Raw genomic sequence first — 26,494 nt, 5'->3', positions numbered from 1 at the left:
GGGGTTAATCGATACTCGGCAGGTCGATTTTCAAGCGTTTGGCCGCGGCTCGCAGGTGCGCTTCGGCGCAGGCGGCGGCCTGCTGCCGGTCACCGGCGGCGATGGCTTCGTACAGCGCCTGGTGTTCGCGGCCGGCATCGGCGGAACCGCCGACCGAATGGGCCGCCGAGTTTTCCCAGGCGGTGCGCCGCGCTTCGGCCAGCTGGCCACGAAGAAAATCATGGAAGGCGACGAAGTAGTGGTTCTTGCTGGCGTCGGCGATGGCCCGGTGGAACTCCACGTCGGCCAGGGCGGCCGCAGCCAGATCGCTGCGCTGGTCGTGCATCTCCTGCAGGGCGCTGCGCATGCGTTGCAGGTCGGCGTCGTCGCGGCGCTGGGCGGCGATGGAGGCGGCCTGGGTCTCGATCCACAGGCGCATTTCGAACATCTGCACCAGGTCGGGCTTGCGGCCCTTCTGGCTGGGAAAACGGAACACGCTGCCGTTGGGATTCTGCGAAATGAACGAGCCCAGCCCGCGGCGGCTGACCAGGATGCCGTCGGCCTTGAGTTGCGCCACGGCCTCGCGCACCACCGAGCGGCTGACGTTCAGTTGCTCGGTCAATTGCTGTTCGGTCGGCAGGCGCGATTCGGCGGTCAGGCGGCCGGCATCGATCTCCTTGCGGATCGCGTTGACCACTCGTTCGACCAGGGTGTCGGGGCGCTGGAGCTGAAGCATGGAAGAGGGGCTCGCAAGTCAGGTTGTCAGACAATGCCGGGGCGCCGGTTTCTTGTCAAGAAACCAGTCGGTGGCTCGTAGCTCCAAGCTCCAAGCTCCAAGCTCCAAGCTCCAAGCTTGTAGCTTAAAGCTTGTAGCTCAAAACTCTCTGATATAGGTGCCGGTGCCCTTGAGGATGTTCTGCAGGGTTTCCTCGACTTCCGCCAGGTCCGCCGCCGCGGTGTTGTGCAGGATCTCCAGGTGATCGCTGCCATTGAGCGCGTCGGCGTCGGTCGCGGCGATTTCGATCAGCAGGCGGGTCGGGCCCAGGGTGACTTTCACCCCGTCCAGGGTCGAGGGTTCGCCGTCCAGGGTGATCTCCAGTTCGTCCTCGTCCGGGTAGCGGGTCATCAGGAACATCTCGCCCTGGTTGCTGTGGCAGCAGAGCATGGCCATGTTGTCTTCTTCGTCGTCGCACGGGTTGGCGATCAGGTGGGCGGTGGTCATTTGCATGGGGCGAGTCCTGGGGCTGGCTCCGGTGGGGAGCGGGGCGAACAAAGTGCAATTCTGCCAGCCCGGGGGAATTTCTGCTGCTTTGTGTGTCAGAGAGTGGGTTCCCGGCGCGGGCCGTTTCTGGCACGACAGTCCCGTAAAGTCTCGGCGCGACCGCCGTTTTGTCCGGCGGCTGCTAGTGTTGTTCAAGGCCTGGCCCGCCAGTTGCCTGCCAATGACCGAATATGTCGCAGCACCGCAAGCAGCGCTCTTGCCGCACTCGTTAAGCTGCGCAACGGATGAGCACCTGTAAAGGCATTGCCCGGCGCACCGCGGCAGTCGTTTTTGCAGATGCCCATCCGGGAACGGTGAATGTGACCTGAGCGTCTCGTACAGCTTCACCACCCTGTCATCCTGCGACCTCTGCCCGAGATCCAGGAGCAGGATGACCGACACCCCCGCAAGGGGATTGCATGCGACGCTTTACTCAATAACAAGCCCAAGCGGAGTACCACAGATGGCGTTCTTCACCGCAGCCAGCAAGGCCGACTTCCAGCACCAACTGCAAGCGGCACTGGCGCAGCACATCAGTGAACAGGCACTGCCACAAGTGGCGCTGTTCGCTGAACAATTCTTCGGCATCATTTCTCTGGACGAACTCACCCAGCGTCGCTTGTCCGACCTGGCGGGCTGCACCCTTTCTGCCTGGCGCCTGCTTGAGCGCTTCGACCATGCGCAACCGCAAGTGCGCGTCTACAACCCCGATTACGAACGTCATGGCTGGCAGTCGACCCACACCGCGGTCGAAGTGCTGCACCATGACCTGCCGTTCCTGGTGGACTCGGTCCGCACCGAGCTGAACCGTCGCGGCTACAGCATCCACACCCTGCAGACCACCGTGCTGAGCGTGCGTCGCGGGAGCAAGAACGAGCTGCTGGAAATCCTGCCCAAGGGCACCCAGGGCGAAGGCATCCTGCAAGAATCGCTGATGTACCTGGAGATCGACCGCTGCGCCAACACCGCCGAGCTCAATGTCCTGAGCAAGGAACTGGAGCAGGTGCTTGGCGAGGTGCGCGTCGCCGTGGCCGATTTCGAGCCGATGAAAGCCAAGGTCCAGGAACTGATCGATGGCATCGGCAACAGCCAGTTCGAGATCGACGCCGATGAAAAGGGCGAGATCAAGAGCTTCCTGGAATGGCTGGTGGGCAACCACTTCACCTTCCTCGGCTACGAAGAGTTCGTGGTGCGCGAGGACCACCACGGTGGCCATATCGAGTACGACCAGGACTCCTTCCTCGGCCTGACCAAGCTGCTGCGCGCCGGCCTCACCGTCGACGACCTGCGCATCGAAGACTACGCCGTGAACTACCTGCGCGAACCGACGCCGCTGTCGTTCGCCAAGGCCGCCCACCCAAGCCGTGTACACCGTCCGGCCTACCCGGACTACGTGTCGATCCGCCAGATCGATGCCGATGGCAACGTGCTCAAGGAATGCCGCTTCATGGGCCTGTACACCTCGTCGGTGTACGGCGAAAGCGTGCGGGTGATTCCTTATATCCGCCGCAAGGTGGAAATCATCGAACAGCGCTCCGGCTTCCAGGCCAAGGCGCACCTGGGCAAGGAACTGGCCCAGGTCCTCGAAGTGCTGCCGCGCGACGACCTGTTCCAGACCCCGGTCGACGAGCTGTTCAACACCGTGATGTCGATCGTGCAGATCCAGGAACGCAACAAGATCCGCGTGTTCCTGCGCAAGGACCCGTACGGTCGTTTCTGCTACTGCCTGGCCTATGTGCCGCGCGACATCTATTCCACCGAAGTGCGGCAGAAGATCCAGCAGGTGCTGATGGATCGCCTGAAGGCCACCGACTGCGAGTTCTGGACCTTCTTCTCCGAGTCCGTGCTGGCGCGCGTGCAACTGATCCTGCGGGTCGACCCGAAGAACCGTATCGACATCGACCCGCTGCTGCTGGAAAAAGAAGTGGTGCAGGCCTGCCGCAGCTGGCAGGACGACTACGCCGCGCTGACCGTCGAAAGCTTCGGCGAAGCCCACGGCACCAATGTCCTGGCCGACTTCCCGAAAGGCTTCCCGGCCGGCTACCGCGAGCGCTTCGCCGCGCATTCGGCGGTGGTCGACATGCAGCACCTGCTGAGCCTGTCCGAGGCCAACCCGCTGGTGATGAGCTTCTACCAGCCGCTGACCCAGTCCACCAGCCAGCCGCTGCTGCACTGCAAGCTGTATCACGCCGATACCCCATTGGCGCTGTCCGACGTGCTGCCGATCCTGGAGAACCTCGGCCTGCGCGTGCTCGGCGAGTTCCCGTATCGCCTGCGTCACGCCAGCGGCCGTGAGTTCTGGATCCACGACTTCGCCTTCACCGCGGCCGAAGGCCTGAACCTGGATATCCAGCAGCTCAACGACACCCTGCAGGACGCCTTCGTCCACATCGTGCGTGGCGATGCCGAGAACGACGCGTTCAACCGCCTGGTGCTGACCGCCGGCCTGCCATGGCGCGACGTCGCGCTGCTGCGTGCCTACGCCCGTTACCTGAAGCAGATCCGCCTGGGCTTCGACCTGGGCTACATCGCCAGCACCCTGAACAACCACACCGATATCGCCCGCGAGCTGACCCGGTTGTTCAAGACCCGCTTCTACCTGGCGCGCAAGCTCGGCAGCGATGACCTGGAAGACAAGCAGCAACGCCTGGAGCACGCGATCCTCAGCGCCCTGGACGATGTCCAGGTGCTCAACGAAGACCGCATCCTGCGCCGCTACCTGGACCTGATCAAGGCCACCCTGCGGACCAACTTCTACCAGACCGACGCCAACGGCCATAACAAGTCGTACTTCAGCTTCAAGTTCAACCCGCACTTGATTCCCGAGCTGCCCAAGCCGGTGCCGAAGTTCGAGATCTTCGTCTACTCGCCGCGCGTCGAAGGCGTGCATCTGCGCTTCGGCAACGTTGCCCGTGGCGGCCTGCGCTGGTCCGACCGCGAAGAAGACTTCCGTACCGAAGTCCTCGGCCTGGTAAAAGCCCAGCAAGTGAAGAACTCGGTGATCGTGCCGGTGGGCGCCAAGGGCGGCTTCCTGCCGCGTCGCCTGCCATTGGGCGGCAGCCGGGACGAGATCGCGGCCGAAGGCATCGCCTGCTACCGCATCTTCATCTCCGGCCTGCTGGACATCACCGACAACCTGAAGGACGGCGCCCTGGTGCCGCCGGCCAACGTGGTGCGTCATGACGACGATGACCCGTACCTGGTGGTGGCGGCGGACAAGGGCACCGCGACCTTCTCCGACATCGCCAACGGCATCGCCATCGACTATGGCTTCTGGCTGGGCGATGCGTTCGCTTCCGGCGGCTCCGCCGGCTACGACCACAAGAAAATGGGCATCACCGCCAAGGGCGCGTGGGTCGGCGTGCAGCGCCACTTCCGCGAGCGCGGCATCAATGTCCAGCAAGACAGCATCACAGTGGTGGGCGTCGGCGACATGGCCGGCGACGTGTTCGGCAACGGCTTGCTGATGTCCGACAAGCTGCAGCTGGTCGCGGCCTTCAACCACATGCACATCTTCATCGACCCGAATCCGGACCCGGCCACCAGCTTCGCCGAGCGCCAGCGCATGTTCGACCTGCCGCGTTCGGCCTGGAGCGACTACGACACCAGCATCATGTCCGAAGGCGGCGGCATCTTCTCGCGCAGCGCGAAGAGCATCGCCATTTCGCCGCAGATGAAAGAACGCTTCGACATCCAGGCCGACAAGCTGACCCCGACCGAGCTGCTCAACGCCTTGCTCAAGGCGCCGGTGGACCTGTTGTGGAACGGCGGTATCGGTACCTACGTCAAGGCCAGCACCGAAAGCCACGCCGATGTCGGCGACAAGGCCAACGATGCGCTGCGGGTCAACGGCAACGAGCTGCGCTGCAAGGTGGTGGGCGAGGGCGGCAACCTCGGCATGACCCAGCTGGGTCGTGTGGAGTTCGGCCTCAATGGCGGCGGTTCCAACACCGACTTCATCGACAACGCCGGTGGCGTGGACTGCTCCGACCATGAAGTGAACATCAAGATCCTGCTCAACGAAGTGGTGCATGCCGGCGACATGACCGACAAGCAGCGTAACCAGTTGCTGGCGAGCATGACCGACGAAGTCGGTGGCCTGGTGTTGGGCAACAACTACAAGCAGACCCAGGCTTTGTCTTTGGCGGCGCGTCGTGCCTTCGCGCGGATCGCCGAGTACAAGCGCCTGATGAGCGACCTGGAAGGCCGTGGCAAGCTGGACCGCGCCATCGAGTTCCTGCCGTCGGAAGAGCAGCTCAACGAGCGCGTCGCCGCCGGCCACGGGCTGACCCGTCCGGAACTGTCGGTGCTGATCTCCTACAGCAAGATCGACCTCAAGGAGCAGTTGCTCAACTCCCTGGTACCGGACGACGACTACCTGACCCGCGACATGGAAACCGCGTTCCCGCCGACCCTGGTCAGCAAGTTCGCCGAAGCCATGCGCCGCCACCGCCTCAAGCGCGAGATCGTCAGCACCCAGATCGCCAACGACCTGGTCAACCACATGGGCATCACCTTCGTGCAACGCCTGAAGGAGTCCACTGGCATGAGCCCGGCCAACGTGGCGGGCGCCTATGTGATCGTGCGTGACATCTTCCATCTCCCGCACTGGTTCCGCCAGATCGAAGCCCTGGACCACCAGGTCTCGGCTCAGGTGCAACTGGAGCTGATGGACGAGCTGATGCGCCTTGGTCGTCGTGCTACCCGCTGGTTCCTGCGCAGCCGTCGCAACGAGCAGGATGCCGCCCGTGACGTCGCGCACTTCGGTCCGCACCTGGCGGCGCTGGGCCTCAAGCTCGACGAACTGCTGGAAGGCCCGACTCGCGAAGGCTGGCAGACCCGCTACACCGCCTACGTCGAAGCCGGCGTGCCTGAGCTGTTGGCGCGCATGGTGGCAGGTACCACTCACCTGTACACCCTGTTGCCGATCATCGAGGCCGCGGATGTCACCGGGCACGACGCCGCCGATGTGGCCAAGGCCTACTTCGCCGTGGGCAGCGCCCTGGACCTGCCGTGGTACCTGCAGCAGATCAGCGATCTGCCGGTGGCCAACAACTGGCAGGCCCAGGCACGCGAAGCCTTCCGCGACGACGTGGACTGGCAGCAGCGGGCGATCACCATCTCGGTCCTGCAAATGGCCGACGCGCCGCAAGACATGGAAGCCCGCGTGGCCCTGTGGCTTGAGCAGAACCAGAGCATGGTCGAGCGCTGGCGCGCGATGCTGGTGGAAATCCGTGCCGCCAGCGGCACCGACTACGCCATGTACGCGGTGGCCAACCGCGAGTTGCTGGACCTGGCCATGAGCGGTCAATCGGGCCTTGTAGCGGCCTGATCGAGCGGTAAATGAAAAAGCCCCGTATCGCGAGATACGGGGCTTTTTTCATGGCCTCAAGAAATGCTGTAGCCGCTGCCGCAGGCTGCGCTCGAGCGGAACGTGCGGCAGCGGCTACAAAAAAAGTCCGCTTCTGTAGGAGCGAAGCTTGCTCGCGATCCGCGCAGCGGCCAGGCGCCTTTTTATCGGCTTGGCCTTGTGCTGTTTGTACTGACGTTATCGCGGGCAAGCCTCGTTCCTACGGAGTATCTGCTGCCAGGCGCTTACTGCTTCAGCGGCGTCAGCACGTCGTCCTTGGCGTCCTTGAGCATGAACACCAGCAGCCTGGCGGGTTTGCTGGCGCTGGCGTTGGCCGACACCGGGTGCTGCGAGCCGGCCGGTTCGTACCAGGATTGGCCTGCCTTGTAGGTGATGGCCGGTTCGTCGTTGACCCGCGAGGTGATCTCGCCTTCGAGCACATAGGCCAGGGCCGCGCCCTTGTGCATGTGCGGCACCGTGGCCTGGCCCGGTGCGTAGTCGACGGTGAGCATCAGCGCGGTCTTGCCCGGCAGGTTGTTCAGGGCATGTTCCTGCAGGATCCTGGTTTTTTCCTGGCCGTACTCCGGGTCATGGGCAGCGGCGCCCAGGGCGGTGAGCAGGGTCAGGCCGGCGAGGGCGCAGGTCAGGGCAGCGAGGGTCTTCATGGTCGGTTTCTCCGGTGCGAAAGGGGTCGGCTCAAGGTAAGCCCGCTGGTGCGACCGGCCTATAACCAATCCCGGCAAAGAAGCGCAGACCAATGCCTCAGTGTTCGAAGTCGAGGGCGCAGGCCAGGCGGCTGGCCAGCAGGTCGATGAAACCCTGGGCCGCCGGCAGATGGAAATGCGCCTGCATCTCGGCCGCCGAGCGCCATTGGCCGCTTACGGTCCAGCGGTGCGAGTCCGCTGTGTTGCACTGGGCGCTGTACGCCAGGCAACCGGGAGCCTCGCGCAGGGCGGCGAGAAGCGTGGTCAACTGCTGGCCAAGCTCCTCCGAACGGCCCTGGGCGGCCCTGATTTGCACGATATTGATGGCTGGACTGGACATCTAGAACCCTCCGCGAGTCCTGTAGCCGCTGCCGCAGGCTGCGATCGGCTTGGGCGGCACTCCGACAGAGCAGGTGCAGGATCTCAAGATCGCAGTTGCAGTCACGGCGTTTGCTGGAGGCTCAGAATAGGGCCGCAAGATTGCAACAAAAATAACCAATCCCCGGGAAAAGCCCGGGACCAATCAGGCGATCTGTTGCAGGATGTCGCGCACCTTGTCCAGGGCCGGGTCGATGTCCAGGGTCTCGATGGCGCCAAAGCCGATGAACAGCCCGTCCCTGGCCGGCTCCTGATAATAGAAGCCGTGCAGCGGGTAGAGCCCGACCTCGACCTTCTTCGCCAGCTCCAGCAACAGCGGGATATTCACCGGCACCTTGCACAGCGCCGCCATGTGGAAGCCGGCGGTGGACGGCACCGCCTGCAGCCAGGGCGAGAGGTCGCCGTTCAGGCGCTGCAGGATGCGCTCGCGGCGTCCGGCGTACACCGTGTGGCAGCGGCGGATGTGCTTGAGCAGGTAACCCTCGGCGATGAACTTGGCCAGCGCCCATTGCGGCAGGGTCGAGGTGTGGCAGTCGGTGAGGCGCTTGGCCTTGATCACCGCGCCGAGGATCGCCGGTGGCAGCACCGCGTAGCCCAGGCGCAGCTGCGGCAGCATGGTCTTCGAGAAGGTCCCGACATAGGCCACCACGCCGCGCTTATCCAGGCTTTGCAGGGAATCGGTGGGGCGCCCCTCGTAGCGGAAGTCGCTGTCGTAATCGTCCTCGATGACGATCGCCCCCAGCTCCCGTGCCCGCTCCAGCAGGGCCTCGCGGCGGGCCGGGCTCATGGGCATGCCCAGGGGGAACTGATGGGACGGGGTGACGTAGATCAGCCGTACGCCATCGGGAATCCGCTCGACCTGGAGGCCCTGGTCGTCCACCGGCACGCCGATCACCGTCGCGCCCTGGGCACTGAACAGCAGGCGCGCCGGGGTGTAGCCGGGGTCTTCCATGGCCACCAGGCTGCCGGGTTCGAGCACCACCCGGGCGATCAGGTCCAGGGCTTGTTGCGCGCCGTTGCAGACCACGATGTCGGCGTCGCTGCAGACCACGCCGCGCGAGAACGAGACATGCCCGGCAATCGCATTGCGCAGCGCCGGCAGGCCTTCCGGCTGGCTGTAGAAACCGCCGCTCTGGGCGATCCGCCGCAGGGCGTCCTGGGTGCAGCGTCGCCACTCTTCCTGGGGGAACTGATTGCGGCTGGTGGCGCCGCCGATGAACTCGTAGCGCGAGGTGCCTTCCAGGGTCGGATGGCGCAGGGGCGAGGGCAGCTCCTGCCATTTTTCCAGGCTTTGCGCGCAGGCCAGGTCGGCGGCGCTCTGCTTGGGTTCGGCCTTCACTGGCCGGGCATTGACGAAGGTGCCGCGGCCGATCCGGCCGATCAGGAAGTTCTCGTAGGTCAACAGGCTGTAGGTGTCCGACACCGTCTTGCGCGAGATCCCCAGTTGCTCGGCCAGCAGGCGGCTCGGCGGCAATTGCGCGCCCGCCGCCAGCCGCCCGCACTCGATGGCGTCGCGCAGTTGCCGATACAGCTGGTCGGCCAGGTCCTTGCGCCCGTTGATGACGACATGCAGTTCCATCGATGACATTCCAAAACGATCAGTGCCCGCCAGATTACCCGCAAGCCCGGGGTTCGTGTAGCGCCCCGGGATCGGCCTGCGGCCTTGACGCGTACTGCGTACGCGATCGCAGCCTTCGGCAGCGGCTACACCGATTGGGGAAACCACGAGTCCGCGCCACAACCAACCCCTGTAGCCGCTGCCGCAGGCTGCGATAAGCCCGAAGGGATTCGGCGGTCTTGAGCCGACCCCGGCCCGATGGACTGCCGATAAACCCCCGGATTGGCTATAGGGGCAGGCCGACGCGGACCTTAGGCTGGGGGAACACACACACGCTCAGGGTGACTCCCGATGGAACCCCGCCTGGATTACTACAGCGCCTCGCCGGAAGCCCTCAAGGGCTTGTTGATGCTCGAGGCACAAAGCTTCGACCTGTCCATCGAGAAACCCCTGCTGGAGCTGGTCAAGATCCGCGTCTCGCAACTCAACCACTGCGCGTTCTGCGCCGACATGCACGCGGTGCAGGCGCGCCAGAACGGCGAGAGCGAGCGGCGCCTGTACGCCCTCGGCGTGTGGCGCGATTCGGCGTTGTTCAGCCCGCGGGAACGCTCGGCGCTGGCCTGGAGCGAGTCGGTGACCCTGTTGTCCGAGTCCGCGGTGCCGGATGCGTTGTTCCAGGCCGTGCGTGGCGAATTCAGCGAGCGCGAGCTGGTCGACCTGACGGTCGCGGTGGCGGCGATCAACTGCTGGAACCGCCTGGCCGTGGCGTTCCGCCAACAGCCCAGCGTCTAGCCCGGATTCCTTTTCCATCCACGCCAGCCAATGCTCGGCAAACGGCTGCTCGCGACAGGGCCCGAACACACAACCTCAAGGCCGCTGCGGCTTCACCGAGGTGCCGAAGGTATTGCCCATCCGCGTGCTGGTGGCGGCCGGAGTGGCCAGGCCCATCTGGTTTGGCGGGCGCTTGTGGACCGGCACCTGCAGGGCTTCCTGGTTCTTCTGCCCGGCCTTGGTGCCGTCGGGGTTGTTGCCCATCTGCTGGCTCAGGCAACCGTAGTCCGGGGCCTTGTAGCCGCCCACGCTGACATCGATACACCCCTCCGTGGGCGTTTTGCCGGGAGCGGCGGCGGGCGCTTCGACGGGCGTGGCGGCGTGGCCGGCCAGCGGCAGGGCGCCGAGCATCAGGCTGGCGACAAGGGTGCGAAGCTGTTTCATCGGGGGCCTCCTGGCGGGCCCGGGAGGGGCCGTTGCGGTCCTTGAGTGTAAAGCAAGGCGGATGGCGCAAAGGTGATGGTTTTTTTGCGGGCACCGTCACATCAGGTTCATAAACTGGCCTCAGGATGACGGTTTTCAGGGACAGGTCAGCCGTGCAGCGACGCCGAGCAAAGGTCGGGTATCGGTCTTTCTTTCACGCGGTGTTCGCGCGCTGGGGGCTTGCGCTGCTGTTGGCGCTGGCCGCCTCGGGCGGGTTGCGGGCGGCGCAACCCGCGCCGCCGATGGTGGATTCGCACCGGCTGCTGGATCTGGACATCGCCGCGCAAGACCTGGCCGAAGCGCTGGAACTGTTCAGCCGCTCGACCGGGATGGCGGTGCTGGTGGACCGCGAGCTGACCCGAGGGCGTCGCTCGGTACGGGTCCAGGGGCGCTACAGCGCCCGGGACGCCCTGAGTCGCCTGCTGACAGGAAGTGGTTTGATGGCCCGTTACGCCCGTTCCGATGCCTTTACCTTGCAAGTCGCCCAGCTCAGCGATGCACCTGCCCCCAAGGGGACGGGCGGCGTTGCCGGGGCCTGGGCCAGCGACAGTTTCGCCAGTGCGCTGCAACGCGCGGTGGAGGCCGGCCTGTGCCGTTCGGAGCTGACCCGGCCGGGGCGTTATCGCGCGGTGCTGCAACTGTGGATCGACCGCGGCGGGCATATCGAGCACAGCCGCCTGGTCACCACCACCGGCGATCTGCGGCGCGACGAGGCGCTGGTGCAGAGCCTGAGCGAGACCTGGGTCGAACGACCCGCGCCAAGTTCGCTGCGCCAGCCAGTGACCTTGCTTCTGATACCCGACAGCGCAGGAAAACGCATGGATTGCAGACAACGCCAGGGAGCCTCCGGGGCATGAAGAATACCGGGCACAGTGTGATGGTCAGGTTGTTCCTGACCTCCTACGACGACTTCAAGGTGCGTCTGCGTCGGCGCCTGGGCTCGGAGGACCTGGCCAACGATGTGCTGCACGAAACCTACCTGCGGGTCGACCGCATGGAAGAGCCGCCGAACCTCGCCCAGCCCAATGCCTACCTCTATCGCATGGCCCTGAACATCGCCGCCGACCGCCGCGAGGCCGATGCCCGGCTGCTCACCGGCAGCGAGGTCGAGGAACTGCTGCAGATCAGCGACGAGGCCCTGGACCCGTCGCGGGTGGTGGGCGGGCAGAAGGAAATCCAGTCGCTGCTCAAGGCGCTCTACGAACTGCCGGCGCGCCGCCGCAAGATCTTTATCGCTGCACGCCTGGAGGAGGCGCCGCACCTGGAAATCTCCCAGCGCTTCGGCATTTCGACACGGATGGTCGAGAAGGAAATCAAGGCTGCCCTGGGCCACTGCGCCTCGCGCCTTGAAAGAAAAGTGATTCAGCGGTTCGGTCCCGGCGCCGGAAAACCGTCCTAGTCACTAAAGGCCCCGATTAATCCGTGAGTACCCGCACGCTTGAACATCTTTAGCATCTCCACTTCTCGGGCGACACCGGACCACCGGCTGCGCAACGAGGCCCAGGACTGGCTGCTCCTGCTGACCTCGGGGCGGGCCACCGCGGCCGACGCCCGGGCCTTGCAGCAGTGGTGCGCGCAGAGCCCGCAGCATGCCGAGGCCTTCGAGCAGGCCAAGTTGCTGTGGCACAGCCTGAAGCCGGCCGCCGAACACTGCCAGCAACAGGTCCAGCCGCGGCGCTTCGGCCGCCGGGCCTTTCTCGGTGGAGCGCTGGCGGCCTCGGTGGCCCTGGTGGCGGTGCGGGTCTCGGTGCCCGGCGGTTTTGCCGGGCTGAGCGCCGACTACCGCACCGAGGTCGGCGAGCAGCGCCGGGTCGAACTGGAGGACGGGCTGAGCCTGGAACTCAACACCCAGACCCGCATCAGCCGGCGCGAACTGGCCGACGGCGGGCAGGGCATCGAACTGCTCGAAGGCGAGGTCGAGGTGTTGAGCCAAAGTGCGCTGCCGGTGCGGGTCCAGGCCGGCAACGGCTGGCTGAGCGCCTCCCAGGCACGCTTCAATGTGCGCAATACCAACCACAGCGTCTGCGTGACCTGCATCGATGGCGCGCTGCAGGTCGAGGTCGGCGGCCGGCTGATCCGCCTGGACAGCGGTCGCCAGCTGACCTACGACAGCCGCCAGGTCGGCGAGCCGACGGCGGTGGACCCGACGGCGGTGATCGCTTGGCGCGAGCAGGTGCTGGTGTTCGACAACGCCACCCTCAACACGGTGATCGACGAGATCAACCGCTACCGTCCGGGCATGCTGGTGCTGCTCAACGCCGAGCTGGGCAAGCGCAAGGTGCAGGCGCGCTTCAACCTCAACCAGTTGGCCGGCGTGGCCCTGTTGATCCGTGACGCCTACGGCGCCAAATGCACCGAATTGCCGGGCGGCGTGGTGTTGTTGAGCTGAGACCTGCCACCTGGATCTGTAGGAGCGAAGCTTGCTCGCGATAGCGTCCGTGCAGACAACCCGCGTGGTCTGGATCGCGGGCAAGCCTCGCTCCTGCAGAATCGCCGTCGACCCAATCCCGCGTAACCGCTGCGTTAACGTGCGTTGCTGTTGTAGCCGCTGCCGAGCGCAGCGAGGCTGCGATCGGCTGCGCAGCGGCCGTAAACCGGGCAATCCAGTTTTCCTGGCAAACCGCGTGCTCAGGTTTGGCGAGGACTTCGTCCTCGATCGCAGCCTCGCTGCGCTCGGCAGCGGCTACAGGTGCGGTGTCCAACCCGGCGTTGTCCTTACTCCAACGGCCCCAGCACCTGGCGGTAACGCTCTTCGCCCTGGGGCGTCTGCCGCACCAGGCGGATCTCCAGGCCTGGCGGGTTTTCCTTGCGGTTGCCGCTGAGCTGGCGCCAGCCCTTGTCCCGATCCCAGACCCGCAGTTGCAAGTCGCTGACATGCTCCAGCACCGCCACGCCGTTTTTCGGCGCGGGCAGCGGATAACGATCGCGGGCCGGCGCCGCCGCGCGGTACAGGGTGTCGCCCTTGAGCCACCAGCGCACCCGTTGCAGGCCCTCGCCGGGCGTCGCCGAACTGCGGATCACATCCAGGCGGAAGGTGCCGCTGTCGGCGCTGCGCACGGTGAGGGCCGCCGGCACATCGACGGCTTCGGCATCGGCCCCGGCCGGCACCGGCTCCATCAGTTCGACACTGGCCCGCAGCGCCACGTCCCGTTCCAGCTGGTGCAGGGTGCGCAGCAGTTCCTCGGTCTGCTCGCTGCTGGCCTGCAAATGGCTGTCGGCCCGGCTGACGCTGTCCAGCCCGCGCCAGGCGATCACGCTGACCACCGCCATCAGCAGGATCGCCACCATCACCTCGATCAGGGTAAAGCCGCCTTGGCGCTTGTTTATCCGCGCCCTCATGGCTGTGCCACCACCCGGACCTGGCCTGTGGCGGTGCGTTGCACCGTCAGGCTGTGCCGGCCGTCGGACAGTTGCACCTGCAGCGGCGCGTCTATCCATTCGGCGTTGAGCACCAGCCGCGGGCCGGGCTCGATGCGCACTTTGATCGTCGGGCTTTCCCAGGGCCGCGGGCGCAGTTGCGGGTCGTCCTTGAACTGATCGAGGCCGCGGCCGTCGTCGCTGGGCCGGCTGAAGGCGAAACCCTTGGCATCCGCCCGCCAACTGATGGGCCGGCCATCCACGCGGGCCTCGGCCTGGGCCACCTGGAGCAACTGCGCCAGGCGCTCGGCATCTTTGCGCAGGCCCTGCAGCGGGTCGGGGCGGATGCTCAGGCTGATGGCGGCGCTGGCGATCCCGATGATCACCAGCACCACCATCAGCTCGATCAGGGTGAAGCCCTGTTGTCGGGATGAGGTCATGGGGCGCGCTCCTGTGCGTCGGTTTTCATCCTGCCCGGCGAATGTGAAATAAAAACGTGACCATTGCGCGCTAGGCTGCGAAGACGGACAAACAGGAGGTCCTTGCCATGGCATTCGTCCATCGATTTTCCCCGCCGCAGCTGGTGCAGTCCGTGGCCCTGCTGGCGATCGTGGCCGGGGTGGCGACCTGGTCGTCGCTGCTGCTGACCCCCGCCGAGTCACGCACCCCGCAGGCGCCGCCGCAAGCCCTGGCCGCCCAGGCGCAGAGCCCGGCGCAGCAGTGGTTTTCCAACCAGCCGCTGGCGCTGGACATCAAGGTCACCGGGCTGATGGCCAGCCCCCGCGGCGCGGTAGCGATCCTCAGCCTCAACGACGCGCCGCCGCGCAGCTTCCTGGTGGGCGAGCGCCTGGCCCAGGGCGTGCAACTGGTGGCCATCGAGGGCGACGGGGTGGTGATCGAACGCGGCGGCGAGCGCTCGCGGCTGGATGTCAGCAAGTTGCCGGAAAGCCCGGCGTTGCCGGTGCTGACCCGGCAGTGATGGCTCTGTACGACAAGTGGCTGCACGCTGGAGCCTTCGGCGCTACGCAGGCCATGCCTAGCGGAGTCCCCTGTAGGAGCGAGCTTGCTCGCGATGGACCCGAGAACGCCGCGTTCATCCACTCAGCACGCATTATCGTTAACGTCCATCGCGAGCAAGCTCGCTCCTACAGGGTTATTCCTTAGCGATTGGGGTTTTTTGGTGTGCGCGCGACCAGGGTGTCCAGGCGCGCCAGGGGCGGGGCCTCGCGGCTGCGGTCGAGGACCCGCACGCTGACCCGGGACAGCCGTGGGTCGGGGCTGGGCGCGATGTTCTGTTCGCAGCGCAGCTTGAGCCGGCCCTGATCGCATTCGATGTTTTTGGTCCCGGGCGGCAGGCGGCCTTCCAGGCGCAGTTCCGCCAGGCGCGACTGGGCCGCCAGCAAGGCGATGGATTTATCCCGCAACAAGCCATTGCTCTGGGTCATCAAGCCAGCCACGCGGATCGCCGCCGACATGGCCACGGCGATGATCGCCAGCGCCACCAGCACCTCGATCAGGGTGAAACCCCGCTGTTCAGCGGCTGGCGGTCCGGCGGGTCGTTTGAGTAGTGGCTGGCGTGGCCCCGGCATGGACGTCTCGTGGCGCAAATGGAGGCTTGCAGGCTACATGGCAAATTTGACCGATTGGCTACGGACGCTCCCGAGCAACGTCAATATCACTGACATATTTTCTTGTAACACTGCCCGACGAATCGAAATCAAGCCAAGGAACGTCGAGATGGATGTCGTGCGCTTCACGTCACACCCCGGATCCTGCTGTCAGCCCCGCCTCCAGCCCCGCCGCCCACGCGGACAGGGCGGTTTCACCCTGATCGAGATCATGGTGGTGGTGGTCATTCTCGGGATCCTCGCCGCGATGGTGGTGCCCAAGGTACTCGACCGTCCGGACCAGGCCCGGGCCACCGCGGCCAAGCAGGACATCGGCGGGCTGATGCAGGCCCTCAAGCTCTATCGCCTCGACCACGGCACCTACCCGAGCATGAACCAGGGCCTGAAAGTGCTGGTGGAGCGCCCGGCGGATGCCAAGAACAGCAACTGGCGCTCCTACCTGGAACGCCTGCCCAACGACCCCTGGGGCCGTCCTTACCATTACCTGAACCCGGGGGCCAATGGCGAAGTGGATGTGTTCTCCCTGGGGGCCGACGGCCAGCCAGACGGTGACGGCGTGAATGCCGATATCGGCTCCTGGCAGTTGTAAGCGCCGCCATGACAGCCCGTTCGCCGACAGCGGCGAAACAGCGTGGCATGGCCATTATCAGCGCCTTGTTGATCGCCGCCGTGGTGGCGGTGATCGCCGGCGGCATGCTGACCCGCCAGACCCTGTTCACCCGCGGGCTGGAAAGCGAGCAGCTGCGGGTCCAGGGCAGCTGGCAGTTGCAGGGCGGCATGGAAGTCAGCCGCCAGCGCCTGTGGGAAGACCGCCAGCGCGACGTGTTGACCCGCCTCGACCAGAACTGGGCGCGGCCGATCCAGCTCGCGGCCCTGGGCCCCGGCGCCGGGCCGTTCGAGGGGCGGCTGGAGGACGAGCAGAGCAAGTTCAACCTGCGCAACCTGCTGGCCAATGACCGGCTCGACCCGTTGCAGATAGAGAATTTCCAGCGCCTGTGCGAGCTGCTCGGGGTCAGCGCGACCCTGGGCCAGCGCATCAGCCAGCGGGTGATCGCTTCCTACCCACGGCAGTTGAGCCCGGAAGGCACGGCGGCGCCGGTCAATAACGGTTTCCAGAGCGGTCGCGACACTTCGCCCGAGGCCGCGCGCAAACCGCTGCTGGCCAAGCAACCGATGCTACGCAGTCTCGACGACTTGCTGGGGGTGAACGGCGTCGACGAAAAGCTGCTGGCGCGCTTGCAACCCTTTGTCACCATCCTGCCGGCCAATACCTGGGTCAACGGCAACACCGCCAGCGCCGAAGTGCTCGCCGCGACCGTGCCGGGGCTGGCGCTGCCACGGGCCAAGGCGCTGATCGCCGAGCGCGACAGCGGCCAGTGGTTCATCAACCAGGGTGACTTCATCAACCGCCTGCGCATGCCGCAGGTACCGGCGGACGCGGTGCGGGTCGGCATCACCAGCGAATGGTTCCGCCTGCAAGGCCAGGCCCGTGGCGAGCGGCGCCGGGTCAAGCTGCTGGCCTTGCTGCAGCGCAGCGAAGACAACATGCCCCGGGTGATCTGGTCGCGGGTGGGCGTATGAGCCGTTTGCGCGTCAGCCTGCCGCCCTTGCACACACTGACGGCCGAGAGCCGGGTGAGCTTTGCCCGGCTCCAGGCTAAGGAAGGCCAGGTCAAGGAAACCGGCGAAGCCAGCCTGATGCAACTGGGGCAGATGCCCAAGGCGCCGGCGGTGGAGTGTTTCCTGCACCCCGAGGACAGCCTGCTGGCGAGTATCGAGCTACCGGCCCTGGCCCCGGCCAAGGTCAGCGCGGCGGTGGCCTGTGCCGCCCAGGCGCTGATTCTCGGCCACAGCGACAGCCTGTACGTGGCCCACAGCCCGCGCGACAGCGACGGCCAGGTGCACATCAGCTGGTTGCCGCGCGAGGCGCTGGCGCGGCTCGGCCAGGTGCTGGAGCAGGCCGGCCTGAAACTGCGCGGCCTGTACCCGGCGCCCTATGCCTTGCCGGTGCCGGCGGCGGGCCAGTTGAGCGCCTGCCTGCAAGACCAGCACCTGTTGCTGCGCCATAGCCCGCGGCAGGGCAGTGTGCAACCGCTACCCGAAGATGCCTTGCAGGCGTTGCTGGCCAACGGCGCCGGGCTGCAATGGATAGGTGAGGCGGCCCCGCCAGCGGCCCTGGAGCAACTGCCGGACAGCTGCCGCTGGACCGGCCAGGCACCCGACTGGGGCCTGCACGACGGGGTGCAGGACAACAGCGCTCGCCAGCAGGGCTGGGGTCGTGCCGCGGCGCTGTGCGCGGTGGCGCTGGTGGTCTGGACCCTGGGCCTGAACCTGTACGCCGCGCGCCAGGCGGCCCAGGGCCAGCAGCTCAAGGCGCAGATGAGCCAACGGGTGCAGCAGGTGTTCCCGGAATTGCCGGTGATCCTCAACCCCCTGCAACAGGCGCGTCAGCAACTGGCGGCGCGCCAGAGCGGGGCCAGCGGCGACGCTCCGCACAGCTTCAACAGCCTGGTGCTGCAGGCCAGCAATGCCATGCCCTTCGTGATCGGCGGGGTCGAGCGGTTGAACTATCAGAACGGCGAATTGCAGCTGAGCCTGCTCAGCGACACCCGTGTCCCTGCGCCCGACAGCGGCTGGCAGGGCCTGCTGACCCAGGCCGGGCTCGAAGCCAGCCCCGGCGACCAGGGCTGGACCCTGCGCGCCGCCACAGGCATGGCGACCGGCGCGGTGCCGATGGAAGCCGACGACAGCGAGGAAGACGAGGATGAATAAGCTGAACCTCAGCCGTTACCGGCAACGCTGGCAGCGTCAGGCCGCCCAGGCACAGCTGTACTGGAACGGCCTGGCCCTGCGCGAGAAACGCCTGCTGGCCGGCGCGGCGGCGCTGCTGGGCGGCTTGCTGGTGTGGCTGGTGCTGATCGAGCCGGCGCTGAACAAGATCGATTACTGGCAGGCCGAGATCCCCAAGCTGCGCTCCCAGTCCGAAGCCCTGGAGCTGGTGCTGCACCAGGCCGGCGGGCCCCGTGGCGGTGAGACAGGGCAGAGCCTGGAGCAGTCCTTGCGCCAGACCCTGGATGCCGCCGGCCTGCAGGGGCTGTACCAGTTGCAGCTGGCGGGCGAGGGCGAGCCCCAGGCCTGGCACTTGAGTTTTCAAGAGGCCCCGGCGGATGCCGTGGTCGGTTGGCTGCTAGGCAATCCCCGGCAGTTTTCCCTGGAAGTGGTGGAGGCCCGCCTGCAACGCGCGGGGCCGGCCGACATCGATGGCACGGCAGGCAAACTGTCCGGAACCGTTCGCATGGATCAGGCGCTTGGCGCTAAGGAAGCTTCATGAAGTGGTCAGGTTCTTTTTACGCCCGCCAATCGCGCAAGGCGTTGCCCTTGCTCCTGCTGGGGCCGCTGGCCCTGGCGCTGGCGGCGTGCAGTCACAACCAGGAGCCACAGCCACCGTTGCTGGTGGACAGCGAACTGGGGCGGCCCCTGGGCGAGACCAATCGCAGTGGCGGCGATGTGGTGGCCGAGCGGGAACGGGCCCAGGCGCAACAGACCCAGCGTCCCAAATTCCAGCATCCGATCAGCCGTGCGGGACGCGCCCCCGGTGCTCCCGCCGCCAGCAGCACCGTGGTGCGCAATCCTCTGGGTGACCAGCCGGTGCGCCTGAATTTCGTCGATGTCGATATCCAGGCCGTGGTCCGGGCGCTGGCGCGTTCCACCGGCCAGCAGTTCCTGGTGGACCCGCGAGTCAAGGGCAACCTGACCCTGGTCAGCGAAGGCGAAGTGCCGGCCCACCAGGCCTACGACATGCTGCTGGCGGCCCTGCGCATGCAGGGTTTCAGCGTGGTGGACGTCGGCGGCGTGGCCCAGGTGGTGCCGGAAGCCGACGCCAAGCTGCTCGGCGGGCCGATCTACAACGCCGGCAAACCGTCGGCCAACGGCATGCTGACCCGCACCTTCCGCCTGCAATACGAAAACGCGGTGAACCTGATCCCGGTGCTGCGCCCGATCGTGTCGCCGAACAACCCGATCAACGCCTACCCGGGCAACAACAGCATCGTCATCACCGACTACGCCGAGAACCTCACCCGGGTGGCGCAGATCATCGAGGGCATCGACATTCCCAGCGCCCTGGACACCGATGTGGTGCCGGTGCAGAACGGCATCGCCGTGGACATCGCCGGCATGGTCTCCGAGCTGCTGGAAACCCAGGGCGCCGACCCGACCCAGAAGGTCAGCGTGGTCGGCGACCCGCGTTCCAACTCGATCATCATCCGCACCGGCAGCCCCGAGCGCACCGAGCTTGCGCGCAACCTGATCTACAAGCTGGACAACGCCCAGAGCAACCCGAGCAACCTGCACGTGGTGTACCTGCGCAACGCCCAGGCCGGCAAGCTGGCCCAGGCCCTGCGCGGCCTGCTCACCGGCGAGAGCGACAGCGGCACCGGCGACAACGCGCGGGCCATGCTCGGCAGCATGGGCGGCATGAGCCAGGGCGGCAGTTCCAGCAGCGGCCAGAGCGGCAGCACCAGCTCCACCAGTGGCAGCTCCAGCCTCGGCGGCGGCAGCTCCGGCAGCGGTTATGCCCAGGGCGGCAGTTCCAGCAGCAGCCAGGGCGGCACCCAGGCCTCCGAGCAGAACACCGCCTTCAGCGCCGGCGGCGTGACCATCCAGGCCGATGCCACCACCAACACCTTGCTGATTTCCGCGCCGGAACCGCTGTACCGCAACCTGCGCGAAGTCATCGACATGCTCGACCAGCGTCGCGCCCAGGTGGTGATCGAAAGCCTGATCGTCGAAGTCAACGAAGACGACGCCGCCGAATTCGGCGTGCAGTGGCAGACCGGCAATCTCGGTGGCAGCGGCGTCATCGGCGGCGCCAACCTCGGCGGCAGCGGCCTCAACCTCAACGGCAAGACCAGCATCGATGTGCTGCCCCAGGGCCTCAACGTCGGCCTGGTCAACGGCACCGTGGACATCCCCGGGATCGGCAAGATCCTCGACCTCAAGGTGCTGGCCCGGGCCCTGAGGAGCAAGGGCGGGAACAACGTGCTGTCGACCCCGAACCTGCTGACCCTGGACAACGAGGCGGCGAGCATCTTCGTCGGCCAGACCATTCCCTTCGTCACCGGCAGCTACGTCACCGGCGGTGGCGGCAACAGCAACAACCCGTTCCAGACCGTGCAGCGCGAGGAAGTCGGCCTGAAGCTGAATGTGCGGCCACAGATTTCCGAGGGCGGCACGGTCAAGCTCGACATCTATCAGGAGGTCAGCAGCGTCGACCAGCGCGCCTCGGTGCAGGCCGGTACCGTGACCAACAAGCGCGCGATCGACACCAGCATCCTGCTCGACGACGGCCAGATCATGGTCCTCGGCGGCCTGCTGCAGGACGGCTACAGCCAGAGCAACAACGCGGTGCCGTGGTTGTCGACTATCCCCGGGATCGGCGCGCTGTTTCGCAACGAAAGCCGCTCGACCAACAAGACCAACCTGATGGTGTTCCTGCGGCCCTACATCATTCGCGACAGCGCCGCGGGACGCAGCATCACCCTCAACCGCTACGACTTCATGCGCCGCGCCCAGGGCGGCCTGCAGCCGGACCGCAGCTGGGCCATGCCGGACATGCAGGCGCCGCAATTGCCGACGGCGGAGCAGGGGGTGCCGGGGGCTGTGCCGGTGTCGTCGCCTGCGCCAGCGCCGAGGGCGAGGATCAAAGCGGTGCCGGTGCAATGAGTTCGCCTGTTGCGTTTATGCGCTCGGCGTCTGGTGCGTTGGGTGATGGGGGGCATATCTGTTGCTGCGGTAACGGCCGCTGGCGGTTCCGCCCTTACGGCGGGTCACTTTTGGCAAACGCCGGAATGCCGGCCCAGCCCAAAGTAACCAAAAGGTCTCGCCCCTCCATTCGGTGCCTCGCTAGGGCTCGGCATGCCCTCACTCCTGCATTGCTCCGGGGGCACGCCGCCACAGGCCATCCATGGCCTGGGGCGGCTAGCGCGGCATCCCTGCCGCGCTACCCCCTACGCAACGCCTGCGTTCGGCCTCTGGGAAAGGGGCGGGTGGATCAAAGGCAAGATCAAAAGCCACAGCCAAAGCCAAGCGCGTTTTACGCGCTTCTTGTAGCCGCTGCCGCAGGCTGCGATCGGGCGCGCAGCGCACGCCAAACCAGACGACGCGATGTATCAGGCAGATCGAGGCGCATGGTTTTGCGTCTGCTTCGCAGCCGATCGCAGCCTGCGGCAGCGGCTACAGGGAACGTGTTCTTCGACAGGCCGACCGGCAGGTCGCCTCGCGTTGTTTTTGATTTTCTTGCCCCGTCGGGAGGCCGAGTGGAGGTTCTGCGCAGTGGGCAACCCGGCAGGGATGCCGGGTTAGCCGCCCCAGGCCATGGATGGCCTGTGGCGGCGGCCCACGGAGCAGGACCGGAGCGAGGGAATCCGAGCCCTAGCGAGGACCGGACGCTGGGGGCAAGAGCCTTTTGGTTACTTTGGGGCTTTTCCAAAGTGACTCGCCGTAAGGGCGAAACCGCCAGCGGCCGTTACCGTAGCAACGGATATGTACACCCACCCCGCTGTAAGAGCGGAACCCTAGGTGGCCGTGACCGCAGCACCGGATCTGTACACAGCCAAGCCCAGGAGTTACTCCCATGAACCCCCAACTCCCTTACGCCTGGGCCAAATCCCAACGCATCCTCCTGCGCCATGGCGAGGAGGGCGCCGTACTCCTGGTCTGCCCCTCGACCCCCGGCTGGTCGATCAGCGAAGCGCGCCGCCAGTTCGGCCCGGCGCGGCTGGAGCGGGTGCGCGACGAGGAACTCGACGGCCTGCTGGCCAGCGCCTATTCCGACACCGGCAGTGCCGCCGCCGTGGTCGGCGCCGCCGAGAACGAGGTCGACCTCGACCGCCTGATGCAGGACATCCCGGAAATCACCGACCTGCTGGACACCCAGGACGGCGCGCCGGTGATCCGCATGATCAACGCCTTGCTGACCCAGGCCGCGCGGGACGAGGCCAGCGATATCCATATCGAGCCCTATGAAAGCCATTCGGTGGTGCGCTACCGGGTCGACGGCACGCTGCGCGACGTGGTCTCGCCGCGCAAGGCGTTGCACGGCGCGCTGGTGTCGCGGATCAAGATCATGGCCCAGCTCGACATCGCCGAAAAACGCCTGCCCCAGGACGGCCGCATCGCCTTGCGCGTGGCTGGGCGGCCCATCGATATCCGCGTGTCCACGGTGCCCACCGGGCACGGCGAACGGGTGGTGATGCGTCTGCTGGACAAACAAGCCGGGCGCCTGCAACTGGAAACCTTAGGCATGGACCCCCAGGTGCTGGGCAAGCTCGACCACCTGATCCGCCAGCCCCACGGCATCGTGCTGGTCACCGGCCCCACCGGCAGCGGCAAGACCACCAGCCTCTACGCCGCCCTGGCACGGCTGGACGCCAGCACCAGCAATATCCTCACTGTCGAAGACCCGGTGGAATACGACCTGCCGGGGATCAGTCAGATCCAGGTCAACGCCAAGATCGACATGACCTTCGCCCTGGCCCTGCGCGCGATCCTGCGCCAGGACCCGGACATCATCATGATCGGCGAGATCCGTGACCTGGAAACCGCACAGATCGCCGTGCAGGCTTCGCTCACCGGGCACCTGGTGCTGGCGACCCTGCACACCAACGACGCGGTGTCGGCGGTCAACCGCCTGATCGACATGGGCGTCGAGCCGTTCCTGCTGGCCTCGTCGATGCTCGGCGTGCTGGCCCAGCGCCTGGTGCGACGGCTGTGCCCGCACTGCAAGGAAGAAGACCCGACCGCCCCCGGCACCTGGCGCCCGGTGGGCTGCCCGGCCTGCAACCAGGTCGGCTACAGCGGGCGGACCGGCATTCACGAACTGTTCTGCATCGACGACGACATTCGCAGCCTGATCCACCAGGGCGCCGACGAGCAGGCGCTGCGCGCCGCCGCTCGCCGCGCCGGGATGTTGAGCATGCGCGAGGACGGTGAGCGCTGGGTGCGCAGCGGCGCCACCGCCCCTGAAGAAATCCTGCGCGTAACCCGGGACGCCTGATGAAGCGTTATCGCTACGAAGCCGCCGACGCCCTCGGCAAGATCGAGTCCGGGCACCTGGAGGCCGACAGCCAGAGCGCCGCTTTCGGCGTGCTGCGCAGCCGCGGGCTGACGGCGCTGATGGTGCAGGTCGAGAGCAACACGCCCAAGGCCGGTGGCGGGAGCCTGTTCAGCGCCAAGCTGTCGGACAACGACCTGGCCTGGGCCACCCGCCAGCTGGCCAGCCTGCTGGGCGCCAGCCTGCCGCTGGAAGCGGCGCTGAGTGCCACGGTCGAGCAAGCGGAAAAAAAACACATCGCCCACACCCTCAGTGCGGTGCGCGCCGATGTGCGCAGCGGCATGCGCCTGGCCGAAGCCTTGGCGGCGCGGCCGCGGGATTTCCCGGACATCTACCGGGCACTGATCGCCGCTGGCGAAGAGTCGGGCGACCTGGCCCAGGTCATGGAGCGCCTGGCCGACTACATCGAGGAGCGCAACACCCTGCGCGGCAAGATCCTCACCGCCTTTATCTACCCCGGCGTGGTCGGGCTGGTCTCGGTGGGCATCGTGATCTTCCTGCTCAGCTACGTGGTGCCCCAGGTGGTCAGCGCCTTTTCCCAGGCGCGCCAGGACCTGCCGGGGCTGACCCTGGCGATGCTCAACGCCAGCGACTTCATCCGCGCCTGGGGCTGGTTGTGTTTCGGCGTGCTGGCCGGCGGCTTCTGGGGCTGGCGTATGTACCTGCGCAACCCCCAGGCCCGCTTGAACTGGCACAGCCGGGTGCTGCGCCTGCCGCTGATCGGGCGTTTCGTACTGGGCCTGAACACCGCGCGCTTCGCCTCGACCCTGGCGATCCTCGGCGGAGCCGGGGTGCCGCTGCTGCGCGCCCTGGAAGCGGCGCGCCAGACCCTGTCCAACGACCGCCTGAGCCAGAGCGTCAGCGACGCCACCGCCAAGGTCCGCGAAGGCGTCAACCTCGCCGCCGCGCTGCGGGTGGAAAAAGTCTTCCCGCCGGTGCTGATCCACCTGATCGCCAGCGGCGAAAAAACCGGCGCCCTGCCACCCATGCTCGAACGCGCCGCGCAAACCCTGTCCCGCGACATCGAACGCCGCGCCATGGGCATGACCGCCTTGTTAGAGCCGCTGATGATCGTGGTCATGGGCGGAGTGGTGCTGGTGATCGTCATGGCGGTGCTGCTGCCGATCATCGAGATCAATCAGCTGGTGCAGTAACGACATCGATCGCGGGCTCGCTTTTCTGTAGGAGCGAGCTCGCTCGCGAAAAAGACTCAAGGCAGCGGGATGTTTCGGGAAGAACCGCGTCAAGGTTCAGGGCCATCGCGAGCAAGCTCGCTCCTACAGGGGAAAGGGTCAGCCCAGGCAACTTTTTTCTGTACTCCATTCATCACCCGAGCGTCGAATCCGCCGAACTCGGGTTCCTCGTTCTGTCATGCACAACCACCCCCAGCGCCCCCAGCCCAAGACCCGCGCCGCATCTGGCCAGGAGCTGGCAAAAGGCCCCGCGACACCTCGCTGTCACCTGCGCTGAAAAGCCCGCGCCAGGGCCCCCAAACACCCGAGAAAGTTTTTGAAAATCAAGGTCTTTCTCCCGAGGTTTTTTCCTTTATCTGTCACCGGAAACTGCGAACTTCTTACCCATGGCCTCACCCCGCACAACGCTCTCAGAGCAGGGCAGAGGAGCTGAGCGCCATGGCGTCATGCAAGAACCATTGACCTCCGTATACACACGACGAAAGGAGATTCTTCATGTTTAAGCGCACTATGATCGCAGCTTCCCTGGCCGTAGCGGCTCTGGCTTCGGCCCAATCGATGGCGGCTGTTGTGGGTGGCGGTGCCACTCTGCCACAGAACCTGTACGGCACCACCGCCGGTACCGGCATCCTGGCTTCCTCGACTCCTGGCTTCAACCCTTACATCGGCGTAGGCAGCGGCGCAGGCAAGCAGGCCTTCTTCAACAATGACTCCACCAAGTTCAACCTGGCTGCTGGCATCAACGTCGACTACGCCGGTAGCGACTCGATCGTGAGCCTGACCGAACTTAACGCCTACAACGCCAGCGCCGACAAGGGCCGTGCCTCTTTCGGTCCTTTGATTCAGATCCCGGCCGAAGCCACTTCGGTGACAGTGCCTTACAACGTCGCTGGCCAAACCACGCTGAACCTCACCAGTGCTCAACTGGCCGATATCTTCTCGGGCAAGATCACAAACTGGAATCAAATCGTCTTCGCCGGGGTTGCCGGTCCAAACCTGCCTATCACGGTCGTCTATCGCACCGACGGCAGTGGCACCACCGAAATCTTCACCACTCACCTGAAAGCTGTGAAACCTGCTTCGGTACCTGCCGCCAGCAACAGCTTCGCCACAGCCGTGGGCTTCAACCCGGCCACCAATGCTCCAGCCGGCTCGACCTACGTCGGTGTTTCCGGTAGCGGCGCGATTGCTTCCACCGTGGCCAACACCAATGGCGCCATCGGTTATGTCAGCCCTGACTTCGCCGAGTTCAACAATGCTGCCAAGGTGGCCACAGTCAATGGTTTCCTGCCAACTCAAGTCAACGTGCAAATCACTCTGGATACCGAGTTGCCACCTACCAACCCAGCCAGCGGCAAGGATCCAGCTAACCCTCGGGATTGGGTACCGACCTTCCCCAACCCAAGCACCGGCTACCCAATCGTTGGCTACACCAACCTGATTTTCAGCCAGTGCTACAAGGACGCCGGTGACAACCTGCGTATCCGTAACTTCCTCAACACCCACTACACCGGTGGCAACAACACCACGGTGTCGAGCCACTCCTTCATCCCGCTGTCGGCCGCCTGGCAGTCCGCTGTTCACAACACCTTCTACAACACCACCAGCGCCCTGCGTGTCGGCAACACCAACGTCTGCAACGGCATCGGTCGTCCGTCCTGATACCCCGCCCTCGGCAGGGTTCGCGTAACAGCCGGCAATGGCTCAGGCCATTGCCGGC

The 26,494-nt window shown here is 66.0% G+C and carries 23 protein-coding genes; 14 read left to right on the top strand and 9 right to left on the bottom strand.

The window, feature by feature from the left end:
* Nucleotides 1–4: 4 nt before the first annotated feature.
* Entirely contained in the window at nucleotides 5–715 is a 711-nt protein-coding gene (locus PMI20_RS16730) for a FadR/GntR family transcriptional regulator (RefSeq protein WP_007925785.1), read from the bottom strand.
* 138 nt (nucleotides 716–853) lie between these two features.
* Complete coding sequence (locus tag PMI20_RS16725; RefSeq protein WP_007925787.1) at nucleotides 854–1,207, bottom strand: hypothetical protein; 354 nt, start codon at nucleotides 1,205–1,207, stop codon at nucleotides 854–856.
* A 496-nt stretch (nucleotides 1,208–1,703) separates the two neighbouring features.
* Here PMI20_RS16725 and PMI20_RS16720 point away from each other — a divergent pair, with 496 nt between their 5' ends.
* On the top strand, nucleotides 1,704–6,572 hold the full coding sequence (locus PMI20_RS16720) for an NAD-glutamate dehydrogenase (protein ID WP_007925789.1): 4,869 nt from the start codon (nucleotides 1,704–1,706) through the stop codon (nucleotides 6,570–6,572).
* A gap of 263 nt (nucleotides 6,573–6,835) precedes the next feature.
* Here PMI20_RS16720 and PMI20_RS16715 read toward each other — a convergent pair whose 3' ends face one another.
* The 3 genes from PMI20_RS16715 to pdxR form a co-directional block, all read right to left on the bottom strand.
* Nucleotides 6,836–7,255: a cupin domain-containing protein gene (locus PMI20_RS16715; RefSeq protein WP_007925791.1), complete on the bottom strand. Its 420-nt coding sequence runs from the start codon at nucleotides 7,253–7,255 to the stop codon at nucleotides 6,836–6,838.
* A 97-nt stretch (nucleotides 7,256–7,352) separates the two neighbouring features.
* Complete coding sequence (locus tag PMI20_RS16710) at nucleotides 7,353–7,634, bottom strand: antibiotic biosynthesis monooxygenase family protein (protein ID WP_007925793.1); 282 nt, start codon at nucleotides 7,632–7,634, stop codon at nucleotides 7,353–7,355.
* A gap of 183 nt (nucleotides 7,635–7,817) precedes the next feature.
* Nucleotides 7,818–9,251 (bottom strand): MocR-like pyridoxine biosynthesis transcription factor PdxR, encoded by a 1,434-nt coding sequence (pdxR, locus tag PMI20_RS16705; protein ID WP_007925795.1) that lies wholly within the window; start codon nucleotides 9,249–9,251, stop codon nucleotides 7,818–7,820.
* A gap of 330 nt (nucleotides 9,252–9,581) precedes the next feature.
* On the opposite strand from pdxR, the gene PMI20_RS16700 reads away from it, so the two are divergent.
* Nucleotides 9,582–10,022 (top strand): carboxymuconolactone decarboxylase family protein, encoded by a 441-nt coding sequence (locus tag PMI20_RS16700; protein WP_007925797.1) that lies wholly within the window; start codon nucleotides 9,582–9,584, stop codon nucleotides 10,020–10,022.
* A gap of 75 nt (nucleotides 10,023–10,097) precedes the next feature.
* Here PMI20_RS16700 and PMI20_RS16695 read toward each other — a convergent pair whose 3' ends face one another.
* Nucleotides 10,098–10,445, bottom strand: a complete 348-nt coding sequence (locus PMI20_RS16695; protein ID WP_007925799.1) for a hypothetical protein — start codon at nucleotides 10,443–10,445, stop codon at nucleotides 10,098–10,100.
* A gap of 281 nt (nucleotides 10,446–10,726) precedes the next feature.
* Between PMI20_RS16695 and PMI20_RS16690 the strand changes: the two genes are divergently transcribed.
* From PMI20_RS16690 to PMI20_RS16680, 3 genes are read left to right on the top strand one after another with little or no spacing between them, the layout of a single operon-like run.
* Nucleotides 10,727–11,341, top strand: a complete 615-nt coding sequence (locus PMI20_RS16690; RefSeq protein WP_081502439.1) for an STN domain-containing protein — start codon at nucleotides 10,727–10,729, stop codon at nucleotides 11,339–11,341.
* Nucleotides 11,338–11,883 carry an RNA polymerase sigma factor gene (locus PMI20_RS16685; RefSeq protein ID WP_007925803.1) on the top strand — a complete coding sequence of 182 codons (546 nt, stop codon included), beginning with the start codon at nucleotides 11,338–11,340 and terminating at the stop codon, nucleotides 11,881–11,883. The genes PMI20_RS16690 and PMI20_RS16685 overlap by 4 nt, the downstream gene beginning before the upstream one ends.
* Before the next feature lie 39 nt (nucleotides 11,884–11,922).
* Nucleotides 11,923–12,873 (top strand): FecR family protein, encoded by a 951-nt coding sequence (locus PMI20_RS16680; protein WP_007925805.1) that lies wholly within the window; start codon nucleotides 11,923–11,925, stop codon nucleotides 12,871–12,873.
* 326 nt (nucleotides 12,874–13,199) lie between these two features.
* On the opposite strand, the gene PMI20_RS16675 is transcribed toward PMI20_RS16680, so the two are convergent.
* Nucleotides 13,200–13,823, bottom strand: coding sequence for a PulJ/GspJ family protein (locus tag PMI20_RS16675; protein ID WP_007930649.1), 624 nt, complete (start codon nucleotides 13,821–13,823; stop codon nucleotides 13,200–13,202).
* Nucleotides 13,820–14,281, bottom strand: a complete 462-nt coding sequence (gene gspH, locus PMI20_RS16670) for a type II secretion system minor pseudopilin GspH (protein WP_007930651.1) — start codon at nucleotides 14,279–14,281, stop codon at nucleotides 13,820–13,822. Before gspH ends, PMI20_RS16675 begins: the two co-directional genes overlap by 4 nt.
* Before the next feature lie 107 nt (nucleotides 14,282–14,388).
* On the opposite strand from gspH, the gene PMI20_RS16665 reads away from it, so the two are divergent.
* Nucleotides 14,389–14,820: a type II secretion system protein N gene (locus tag PMI20_RS16665; RefSeq protein ID WP_007930664.1), complete on the top strand. Its 432-nt coding sequence runs from the start codon at nucleotides 14,389–14,391 to the stop codon at nucleotides 14,818–14,820.
* Nucleotides 14,821–15,001: 181 nt separating this feature from the next.
* Here PMI20_RS16665 and gspI read toward each other — a convergent pair whose 3' ends face one another.
* Nucleotides 15,002–15,430 (bottom strand): type II secretion system minor pseudopilin GspI, encoded by a 429-nt coding sequence (gspI, locus tag PMI20_RS16660; protein WP_007930666.1) that lies wholly within the window; start codon nucleotides 15,428–15,430, stop codon nucleotides 15,002–15,004.
* A 148-nt stretch (nucleotides 15,431–15,578) separates the two neighbouring features.
* Here gspI and gspG point away from each other — a divergent pair, with 148 nt between their 5' ends.
* The 8 genes from gspG to PMI20_RS16620 all read left to right on the top strand — a co-directional run bounded on the left by gspG (nucleotide 15,579) and on the right by PMI20_RS16620 (nucleotide 26,436).
* The gene (gene gspG / locus PMI20_RS16655) at nucleotides 15,579–16,058 is read left to right on the top strand and encodes a type II secretion system major pseudopilin GspG (protein ID WP_007930668.1); all 480 of its coding nucleotides are present in this window, start codon (nucleotides 15,579–15,581) and stop codon (nucleotides 16,056–16,058) included.
* Between the two features lie 8 nt (nucleotides 16,059–16,066).
* Complete coding sequence (gene gspK, locus PMI20_RS16650) at nucleotides 16,067–17,050, top strand: type II secretion system minor pseudopilin GspK (protein ID WP_007930673.1); 984 nt, start codon at nucleotides 16,067–16,069, stop codon at nucleotides 17,048–17,050.
* The gene (gspL, locus tag PMI20_RS16645) at nucleotides 17,047–18,240 is read left to right on the top strand and encodes a type II secretion system protein GspL (protein ID WP_007930674.1); all 1,194 of its coding nucleotides are present in this window, start codon (nucleotides 17,047–17,049) and stop codon (nucleotides 18,238–18,240) included. Before gspK ends, gspL begins: the two co-directional genes overlap by 4 nt.
* Nucleotides 18,233–18,799: a type II secretion system protein M gene (locus PMI20_RS16640; RefSeq protein WP_007930675.1), complete on the top strand. Its 567-nt coding sequence runs from the start codon at nucleotides 18,233–18,235 to the stop codon at nucleotides 18,797–18,799. Before gspL ends, PMI20_RS16640 begins: the two co-directional genes overlap by 8 nt.
* Nucleotides 18,796–21,192, top strand: a complete 2,397-nt coding sequence (gene gspD, locus PMI20_RS16635) for a type II secretion system secretin GspD (protein ID WP_007930676.1) — start codon at nucleotides 18,796–18,798, stop codon at nucleotides 21,190–21,192. Before PMI20_RS16640 ends, gspD begins: the two co-directional genes overlap by 4 nt.
* 910 nt (nucleotides 21,193–22,102) lie before the next feature.
* Entirely contained in the window at nucleotides 22,103–23,524 is a 1,422-nt protein-coding gene (gspE, locus tag PMI20_RS16630) for a type II secretion system ATPase GspE (RefSeq protein ID WP_007928981.1), read from the top strand.
* Nucleotides 23,524–24,735 carry a type II secretion system inner membrane protein GspF gene (gene gspF, locus PMI20_RS16625; RefSeq protein ID WP_007928982.1) on the top strand — a complete coding sequence of 404 codons (1,212 nt, stop codon included), beginning with the start codon at nucleotides 23,524–23,526 and terminating at the stop codon, nucleotides 24,733–24,735. Before gspE ends, gspF begins: the two co-directional genes overlap by 1 nt.
* A 534-nt stretch (nucleotides 24,736–25,269) precedes the next feature.
* Complete coding sequence (locus tag PMI20_RS16620) at nucleotides 25,270–26,436, top strand: phosphate ABC transporter substrate-binding protein PstS (protein ID WP_007928983.1); 1,167 nt, start codon at nucleotides 25,270–25,272, stop codon at nucleotides 26,434–26,436.
* Nucleotides 26,437–26,494: the final 58 nt, after the last annotated feature.

Source organism: Pseudomonas sp. GM17, from assembly GCF_000282175.2.
Lineage (GTDB): Bacteria > Pseudomonadota > Gammaproteobacteria > Pseudomonadales > Pseudomonadaceae > Aquipseudomonas > Aquipseudomonas chlororaphis.
The sequence above is the reverse complement of the archived record's forward strand: the minus strand, read 5'-3'. Positions and strand labels throughout refer to the sequence as shown.

Excerpts from the sequence above, each read along its gene's own strand:
- PMI20_RS16690 (WP_081502439.1), top strand. The coding sequence starts at position 10,727 with ATGGTGGATTCGCACCGGCTGCTGGATCTGGACATCGCCGCGCAAGAC.
- PMI20_RS16640 (WP_007930675.1), top strand. The coding sequence starts at position 18,233 with ATGAATAAGCTGAACCTCAGCCGTTACCGGCAACGCTGGCAGCGTCAG.
- gspD (WP_007930676.1), top strand. The coding sequence starts at position 18,796 with ATGAAGTGGTCAGGTTCTTTTTACGCCCGCCAATCGCGCAAGGCGTTG.
- gspI (WP_007930666.1), bottom strand. The coding sequence starts at position 15,430 with ATGCCGGGGCCACGCCAGCCACTACTCAAACGACCCGCCGGACCGCCA.
- PMI20_RS16665 (WP_007930664.1), top strand. The coding sequence starts at position 14,389 with ATGGCATTCGTCCATCGATTTTCCCCGCCGCAGCTGGTGCAGTCCGTG.
- gspK (WP_007930673.1), top strand. The coding sequence starts at position 16,067 with ATGACAGCCCGTTCGCCGACAGCGGCGAAACAGCGTGGCATGGCCATT.
- gspL (WP_007930674.1), top strand. The coding sequence starts at position 17,047 with ATGAGCCGTTTGCGCGTCAGCCTGCCGCCCTTGCACACACTGACGGCC.
- PMI20_RS16675 (WP_007930649.1), bottom strand. The coding sequence starts at position 13,823 with ATGAGGGCGCGGATAAACAAGCGCCAAGGCGGCTTTACCCTGATCGAG.
- PMI20_RS16620 (WP_007928983.1), top strand. The coding sequence starts at position 25,270 with ATGTTTAAGCGCACTATGATCGCAGCTTCCCTGGCCGTAGCGGCTCTG.
- PMI20_RS16715 (WP_007925791.1), bottom strand. The coding sequence starts at position 7,255 with ATGAAGACCCTCGCTGCCCTGACCTGCGCCCTCGCCGGCCTGACCCTG.
- PMI20_RS16725 (WP_007925787.1), bottom strand. The coding sequence starts at position 1,207 with ATGCAAATGACCACCGCCCACCTGATCGCCAACCCGTGCGACGACGAA.
- PMI20_RS16685 (WP_007925803.1), top strand. The coding sequence starts at position 11,338 with ATGAAGAATACCGGGCACAGTGTGATGGTCAGGTTGTTCCTGACCTCC.
- PMI20_RS16695 (WP_007925799.1), bottom strand. The coding sequence starts at position 10,445 with ATGAAACAGCTTCGCACCCTTGTCGCCAGCCTGATGCTCGGCGCCCTG.
- PMI20_RS16710 (WP_007925793.1), bottom strand. The coding sequence starts at position 7,634 with ATGTCCAGTCCAGCCATCAATATCGTGCAAATCAGGGCCGCCCAGGGC.
- gspE (WP_007928981.1), top strand. The coding sequence starts at position 22,103 with ATGAACCCCCAACTCCCTTACGCCTGGGCCAAATCCCAACGCATCCTC.
- PMI20_RS16700 (WP_007925797.1), top strand. The coding sequence starts at position 9,582 with ATGGAACCCCGCCTGGATTACTACAGCGCCTCGCCGGAAGCCCTCAAG.
- pdxR (WP_007925795.1), bottom strand. The coding sequence starts at position 9,251 with ATGGAACTGCATGTCGTCATCAACGGGCGCAAGGACCTGGCCGACCAG.
- PMI20_RS16720 (WP_007925789.1), top strand. The coding sequence starts at position 1,704 with ATGGCGTTCTTCACCGCAGCCAGCAAGGCCGACTTCCAGCACCAACTG.
- gspG (WP_007930668.1), top strand. The coding sequence starts at position 15,579 with ATGGATGTCGTGCGCTTCACGTCACACCCCGGATCCTGCTGTCAGCCC.
- gspH (WP_007930651.1), bottom strand. The coding sequence starts at position 14,281 with ATGACCTCATCCCGACAACAGGGCTTCACCCTGATCGAGCTGATGGTG.
- PMI20_RS16730 (WP_007925785.1), bottom strand. The coding sequence starts at position 715 with ATGCTTCAGCTCCAGCGCCCCGACACCCTGGTCGAACGAGTGGTCAAC.
- gspF (WP_007928982.1), top strand. The coding sequence starts at position 23,524 with ATGAAGCGTTATCGCTACGAAGCCGCCGACGCCCTCGGCAAGATCGAG.